The sequence below is a fragment of the Streptomyces sp. NPDC002476 genome, from assembly GCF_042889785.1.
Lineage (GTDB): Bacteria > Actinomycetota > Actinomycetes > Streptomycetales > Streptomycetaceae > Streptomyces.
This window is the reverse complement of record NZ_JBIARH010000038.1, coordinates 61636-68480: the sequence shown is the minus strand read 5'-3', so window position 1 is coordinate 68480 and position 6845 is coordinate 61636. Positions and strand designations below refer to the sequence as shown.

Genomic DNA, 6845 nt, shown 5'->3' with positions numbered 1-6845 from the left:
ACCGCATACGCACCGAAGGCATCGAGAAGAACACCCACGACAACCCCTTCGGAGCCGTCCTCTCCTTCCGCGGCACCGTCACCGACACCACCGTCCGCCACGCGCTCTCCGGCACGGTCGTCGAACTCACCGACACCTTCCCGGTCCCCGACGCCAAGGCGTTCGAGGCCGGCCAGTGGTGGGCGGTCCAGGTCGCCCCGGTCGCGGGCGGCGGCCGTGACGAGCGCGAGCTGCAGAAGCTCGTGGAGATCACCGAGATCGTCGACGCGACGCACGTCCGGATCGGCTACCTGAACGGCTGGGAGCTGGCGAAGGGCCGCGAACTCACCTGGACCCGGGTCGAACCCGTGCGGAACGCACACGTCCGCAACATGGTCTTCGAGGGGGCCGGTGCCGACGAGTACACCGGTTCCCACCCCGTCAGCTTCGAGTACGCCGTCGGCTGCGACGTCTCCGGGATCCACGCCACCGGCACCTTCTGGCCGGTGATCATGCGGCGCTGGTGCACCCGGTTCCGTACCGAGAACTGCTCGCTGAAGAACCCGCCCACCGTCGAGTACGGCGGCGCGGGCTACCTCACCCAGCAGATCTACTGCCTCTACGGGCACATCGCCGACTGCACGACCAGCAACGTGCGCCACCTCAACGACCTCACCGCGTCCGCGTACTGCACGGTCGTCAACTGCCACGGCGACGGCGACGACGCGGGCGGCAACCCGTTCACCACCCACGGCCAGTACGAGCACGACCTGCTCTTCGACGGCAACTCGGGCCTGATGGACATCGCCAACTCCGGGGCCCAATGGGGGATCTCCGCCAAGCGGATCACGGTGCGCCGGCACGTCTGCTCCTGGTTCACCGCCAACACCAAGATCACCGACCTGACCCTCGAGGACGTCACCGTGATCGCCCGCCCCACCTTCGACCAGGCGGGCACCCTCACCGTGAACGCCGACGGCGCGCAGGTGCGCGGCTGCACCGCCAGGACCTTCGCCGTCGCCCAGCGCTCCGCCCGCTCCACCCGGCCCACCACCGTCAGCGACTGCTCCTTCGAGCCGCCCGCGGGCGCCGTCCTCGTCCAGACCCCGGTCACCGCGCCCGTCCACTTCGTGCGCTGCGTCTTCAAGGGGGTCGACGGCGCGATCCTGCGCGGTGCCGGTCCCGTCCACTTCACCGACTGCACCGTCACCGGTGCCGAGGACGCCGCCCCGCTCTCGGTCGGCTCCGCCGCGCTGCACATCGACGGCGGCCGGTACGAGAACACCGGCATCGAGCTCAGTGCCGTGCGCGACCAGCGGATCGGCGTCACCGGCGGCGCCCGGTTCAGCGGCACCAACAAGGCGCGGGCACTGCTCGGCCGGGCGTCCGGACCGGGCACCGTGACCTGGGACCTCAACGGGTTCGCCGGCGCCGCCTCCGGATCCGGCACCGCCCATGTGCGCATAGCCGACGGCGCCAACCACTACGCGGCGACCGGCGTCCGCTTCACCGGCGGCACCCTCCACCTGGCCCCGGACGCCCTGGTCTCCGCCCTGCACACCGCCTGCGTGGAGGACGGCACGAAACGCACCGCGATGCCCGCGAACGGCGACGCGACGCACACGGACGGGAACGTGATCCTGTGACCGCCCACGTCCGCACCACGACCCCGGCAGACGAACCGGCGCTGGCCGCCCTGTGGGAGCGCTGCTTCGACGCCCCGCACCTTCCCCGCCTGCACGCCCTCGACCCCGACCGCCACCGGCACACCTTCGTCGCGCAGAACGACCCGGACGGCGGGATCGACGCCGTCGTGGTCTACGTGCCGAGGCGGATCCGCGACGCGCACGGCGTGCCGCGGCGGGTGGGCGGCATCGGCAGCGTCGCCACCCGCCCCGAGGCCCGCGGGCAGGGGCTGGTGCGGCGGCTGCTGGTGGCGGCGGAACGCGTCATGACGGCCGAGGGGTGCGACTGGTCCCTGCTGTTCACCGGGACACCGGGCGTCTACCGGGGCTCCGGGTGGCGGGAGTTCGCCAGTGCGTACACCGAGGGGACGCTCGCGCCCTCGCCGGATCCCGGGACCTTCCGGATCCGCGCCGCCGCCGAACGGGACGCCCCGGCGGTGGCCGCCCTGCACGACGCGTACAACTCGACCCGGCCGCTCAGCGCGGTGCGGACCCCGCACGACTGGGCAGTGAGGGTGCCTGCCTGGTACGGCCCGCTCGAAGGCTCGCTCGTGGCGGAGGACCCCGGTTCGGGGCAGGTCGTCGGCTGGATCGTGGCCCGTCACGAGACGGAGCGCGTGGACGTCCACGAGTTCGCGGGCGCGCCCGGGTGCCTGGGCGCGCTGCTCGCCGCCGTCGGCGAACGGGGCCGGGCCGCCGGGCTGGACCGGGCCAGGATCCGGCTTCCCGACGGGCCGGTGCTCCGGGCGGCCCTGCCGGCCCTGCTGGCGGACGTCCGGAGGGTGACGGAACACGTGGGCATGGCGCGCCCGCTGCACGCCGCCGAGGAGTCGGTGCGGGCCACCGTCACCGCGCCGGGCGCGGTCCACTGGTTCGGCGACTGCTTCTGAGGACCACCCACGCACGGGGCGCCGCCGTGTCGCGGCGCCCTCTGCCGTTGCGTTGTCCTGGGCCGTCGCGGTGCCACGGGCCGGAGGGGCCGACCGGGCCCGCTCACCGCTCGCGCCGGTCGCGGTGCGCGGCGACGCGCACGCGGGTGCCGCACCGCGATGAGCAGTAGCGCTGCGGCGAGCGGCGGCCGGTGTCGATGAAATAGCGCCGGCATCCGGGCGCCGCGCACCGCCCCCAGGCGCAGTACCCGCGCTCGCCGAGCCAGAGCGCGAGGGCGAGGGCGGTGGTGGACAGGAGCCAGTGGGCCGGGGCCGCGTCGTGGGGCGCCCGGGCGTGGAGCGACCACGGGCGTCCGGGCAGGCGGACCAGACGGGGCCGGGCGGGGTGGCGGTCGAGCAGCGAGTTGATGGCCTCGGCCGCCTCGTCCACGTCGTCCAGGTCCAGGATCCGGATCAGCGGCGCGGTGGCGTCGCACAGCTCGCGGGCGGTGTCCTCGGTGAGCGCGAGGGGCGGTCCGCCATGCCGCTCCAGTACGCCCCGCAGCGCGGCCGCGTCCGCCGGGGCGCCCTCCACGACCGTGTTGACCAGGTCGGCCAGGAAGTACAGACCCCGTGGATTGTCGTCGCTGGGGATGCCGCCGCTCATCGCCTCTCCTTCGTTTCCCTCGCTGCGTGCCGTCGGACGTCCCATGGTAACGTCAAAAACGAAATTAGACGTTACCTGGTCGGCCGGTCGTACGGAGAAAGGTCGCGCACATGCGGAGGGTCATGTCCGTTCCGTCGAACGTGTCCGTACTGGTCGTCGGGGGTGGCCCGGTCGGCCTGACCGTGTCGGCCCTGCTGTCCGGTCACGGGGTCGACCACCTGCTGGTCGAGGCCCGTGCGGGCACCTCCACCCATCCGAAGGCGCGCGGTCTGGCGGCCCGTTCCATGGAGATCTTCCGGCGGATGGGCCTGGAGCCCGCCGTCCGCGAGGCCGGTCTTCCCCCGTCCCAGGTGTTCTTCTACCGCGGTCGCGACCTCGTGGATCCGGACTTCGTCCGTACCGGCCCGGCGCACCGGACCGCCGAGGACGAGCACGAGCACACCCCTTCACCGGGCCTGATCTGCTCCCAGGACGTCCTGGAGCCCCTGTTGCTGCGGCACGCCCGCGACCTGGCCGGCTCGCGCGTCCGGTTCGCCACGCGGCTGCTGTCGCTGGCCGACGACGGCCGCGGGGTGGACGCCGTCGTCGAGGACACCACGACCGGGGCCCGGCACTCCGTGCGCGCGGGCTGGGTCGTCGGCTGCGACGGTGCCGCGAGCACCGTGCGCCGCGAGGCGGGGATCGCGATGGAGGGCCCCACCGGTCTGGGGCGGTACCTCAGCGTCCGCTTCGAGGCGCCCCTGGGCGAGGTCGTGGCCGACCGGGCGAGCGCCTCCTACTTCCTCACGGTGCCGGGGCGCGGGGGCTTCATGGCCGTCGACAACGACCGGGAGTGGATCTACCAGTATCCCCTGGAACCGGGGGCGGAGCGGTCGGACGGCCTCTCCGATCCCGGGCACCTGGCGGGGCTCGTCCGTACCGCCGCCGGTGTCCCGGACCTGGACGTGACCGTGCGGGACACGATGACCTGGCGGATGGACGCGCGGCTCGCCGCCGCCTACCGCGTCTCGCGCGTGCTCCTCGTCGGCGACGCGGCCCACGCGATCCCCCCGACGGGCGGGCACGGGATGAACACCGGCATCGGGGACGCGGACAACCTCGCCTGGAAGCTCGCGGCCGTCGTCGCCGGACACGCCGGCGACGCCCTGCTCGACACCTACGGGGCCGAACGCCGGCCGGTCGCCCGCCGGGTCATCGACATCTCCACCGCCAACGCCCGTGACCGCGCCGGATACCGCATCGACGACGAACTCCTCCTGACCGCCGACTACCGCTCCACCGCGGTCGTCCCCGACCCCGGCACCGGGGCGGGCGGTCGCACCGCGCTCGACGCCACGGGCCTCCACCCCGACTGCGCCCCCGGAAAGCGCCTGCCGCACGTGCGTCTCGTCGGCGGTTCCCCGGACACCACCTCCACCCTCGACCTCGTCGGCCCCGGCTTCACCCTCCTCACGGGGACGGACAGCCCGGACCGGCGCCGGGAGGCCGACACCCTGCGCGGGGCGGGGATCCCGGTCGAGGCCCGCGCGCTGTGCGACGGCGCGCGGCGAGAGGCCGTCCCCGGCGGGTGGGCGCGGACCGGCGGGGCCACGGGGCCGGACGATGCCCTCCTCGTACGCCCCGACGGGCATGTCGCCTGGCGCGCCTCCGGCTTCTCCCGCGGCGCCCTCGCCGAGGTCCTGCGCCGCGTCCTGTCCGTCACATGAGAACCGCCCCCGGTCCGGCCGAGGCGGGCCGGACCGGGGGCGGTTCCGGACGGTGGCCGTCCGGAAGGTACCCAGGAGTTCCAGGGCGTGTTTCGAAAGTAGCGTCGTCCGCCCGAAGGGCGGGGCCCGCGGCGTCCGGTGCGGTGCGTCGCAAGGCGGAGGGTCGTCCACGTACTGGGCGTACGTGGACGATCCCGACGACGGGGCGAGGCGCCGTGCCAGGCGTCGCAGGCCGAACGGGACTTTCGAAACACGCCCCAGTGCCGCGGCAGGCAACGTTTGCCCGTCAAGGAGCGGCGTGGGGCGCGTGCTCTCGGTGTGCCGGCCGGAAGTCCTTGTACTGGACGTACTTGGGCTTTCGGCTGGTGCAGCGAGAGTGCGTGCCCGATGTCGCGACGGGGCAAACGTTGCCTGATGCGGCACTAGTGCCGGTCACGGCACTAGGACTTCTCCTTCGCGCCCGCCTCGTCGTACGCCGACGTGCCCGAGTCCAGGAGGGGTTCCTGCGTCTTGAGATGGGCCGGGGCGAAGGCCCGCAGCACGTGGTAGCCGGTGATGACCACGATCGTGCCCAGGGCGATGCCGCTGAGCTCGAAGTTGTCGGTGATCTTCAGGCTGACCCCGCCGACGCCGATGATGATGCCCGCCGCGGCCGGGACCAGGTTCAGCGGATTGCGCAGATCGACCTTGGCATGCAGCCAGATCTGGGCACCGAGCAGGCCGATCATGCCGTACAGGATGACGGTGATACCGCCGAGCACACCGCCGGGGATGGCGGCGACGACCGCGCCGAACTTGGGGCAGAGGCCGAACAGCAGGGCGAAGCAGGCGGCCGCCCAGTACGCGGCGGTCGAGTAGACCCGGGTCGCCGCCATGACGCCGATGTTCTCCGAGTACGTGGTGTTCGGCGGGCCGCCCACCGCCGTCGACAGCATCGACGCGGCGCCGTCGGCGGCGATCGCGGTGCCCAGCTTGTCGTCCAGCGAGGACCCCGTCATCTCGCCGACGGCCTTCACGTGCCCGGCGTTCTCGGCGATGAGCGCGATGACCACCGGCAGGGCGACCAGGATCGCCGACCACTCGAAGCTCGGCGCGTGGACGGACGGGAGGCCGATCCAGTCGGCCTTGGAGACGCCCGACAGGTCGAGCCGCCAGTGGTCGACGGCCTCGGCGCCGCCCACGGGGGAGTGGATCTTGCCGAAGACCCGGTCGAGGCCCCAGGACAGCACGTACCCGAAGACCAGGCCCAGGAAGATCGCGATCCGGGACAGGAAGCCGCGCAGACACACCACGGCCAGCCCGGTGAACAGCATCACCAGCAGCGCCGTCCACTGGTCCTGGGGCCAGTACGTCGACGCGGTCACCGGCGCCAGGTTGAAGCCGATGAGCATGACCACGGCGCCGGTGACCACCGGCGGCATCGCGGCGTGGATGATCCGCGCGCCGAACCGCTGCACCGCGAGGCCCACGAGGAAGAGGGCCACGCCGACCACGAAGACCGCGCCGGTGACCACGGCGCTGCTGCCGCCGCTCGCCCGGATCGTCGCCGCGACGCCGACGAAGGAGAGCGAGCAGCCGAGGTAGCTGGGCACCCGGCCGCGCGTGGCCAGCAGGAAGATGGCGGTCGCGACACCCGACATCATGATCGCCAGGTTCGGGTCGAGACCCATGAGCACCGGGGCGACGAAGGACGCGCCGAACATCGCGACCACGTGCTGGGCGCCGAGCCCGAACGTACGGGGCCAGGAGAGCCGTTCGTCCGGCCGGACCACGGCCCCCGGCGCGGGCGTTCTCCCGTCGCCGTGCAAGGTCCAGCGCACGCCGAGGCTCATGGTCGCTCCCTGTGTGTAGGTGCGGAGCCCAGTACCTCGCCCGGCATGGCGCACATCCGCAGAATCGAAACAGCGCCATGGTAATGCCGGATCACGGCGGTTCGTTT

5 protein-coding genes are annotated in these 6845 nt (G+C 73.0%); 3 read left to right on the top strand and 2 right to left on the bottom strand.

The window, feature by feature from the left end; genetic code table 11:
* The coding region (locus tag ACFYXM_RS30370; RefSeq protein WP_389294162.1) for a peptidase C14 at positions 1-1625 on the top strand (1625 nt) is incomplete at its 5' end.
* On the top strand, positions 1622-2554 hold the full coding sequence (locus tag ACFYXM_RS30365; RefSeq protein ID WP_389294160.1) for a GNAT family N-acetyltransferase: 933 nt from the start codon (positions 1622-1624) through the stop codon (positions 2552-2554). The genes ACFYXM_RS30370 and ACFYXM_RS30365, both read left to right, overlap by 4 nt.
* Before the next feature lie 103 nt (positions 2555-2657).
* On the opposite strand, the gene ACFYXM_RS30360 is transcribed toward ACFYXM_RS30365, so the two are convergent.
* Positions 2658-3200 (bottom strand): CGNR zinc finger domain-containing protein, encoded by a 543-nt coding sequence (locus tag ACFYXM_RS30360; protein ID WP_389294158.1) that lies wholly within the window; start codon positions 3198-3200, stop codon positions 2658-2660.
* A 122-nt stretch (positions 3201-3322) separates the two neighbouring features.
* On the opposite strand from ACFYXM_RS30360, the gene ACFYXM_RS30355 reads away from it, so the two are divergent.
* Entirely contained in the window at positions 3323-4906 is a 1584-nt protein-coding gene (locus tag ACFYXM_RS30355; protein ID WP_389294157.1) for an FAD-dependent monooxygenase, read from the top strand.
* A 440-nt stretch (positions 4907-5346) separates the two neighbouring features.
* Here the strand turns inward: ACFYXM_RS30355 and ACFYXM_RS30350 are convergent, their stop codons facing one another.
* Entirely contained in the window at positions 5347-6738 is a 1392-nt protein-coding gene (locus ACFYXM_RS30350) for a uracil-xanthine permease family protein (protein WP_389294155.1), read from the bottom strand.
* Between the last annotated feature and the right edge of the window lie 107 nt (positions 6739-6845).

Coding starts and splice junctions, on each gene's coding strand:
- ACFYXM_RS30360 (WP_389294158.1), bottom strand. CDS start 3,200: ATGAGCGGCGGCATCCCCAGCGACGACAATCCACGGGGTCTGTACTTC.
- ACFYXM_RS30355 (WP_389294157.1), top strand. CDS start 3,323: ATGTCCGTTCCGTCGAACGTGTCCGTACTGGTCGTCGGGGGTGGCCCG.
- ACFYXM_RS30350 (WP_389294155.1), bottom strand. CDS start 6,738: ATGAGCCTCGGCGTGCGCTGGACCTTGCACGGCGACGGGAGAACGCCC.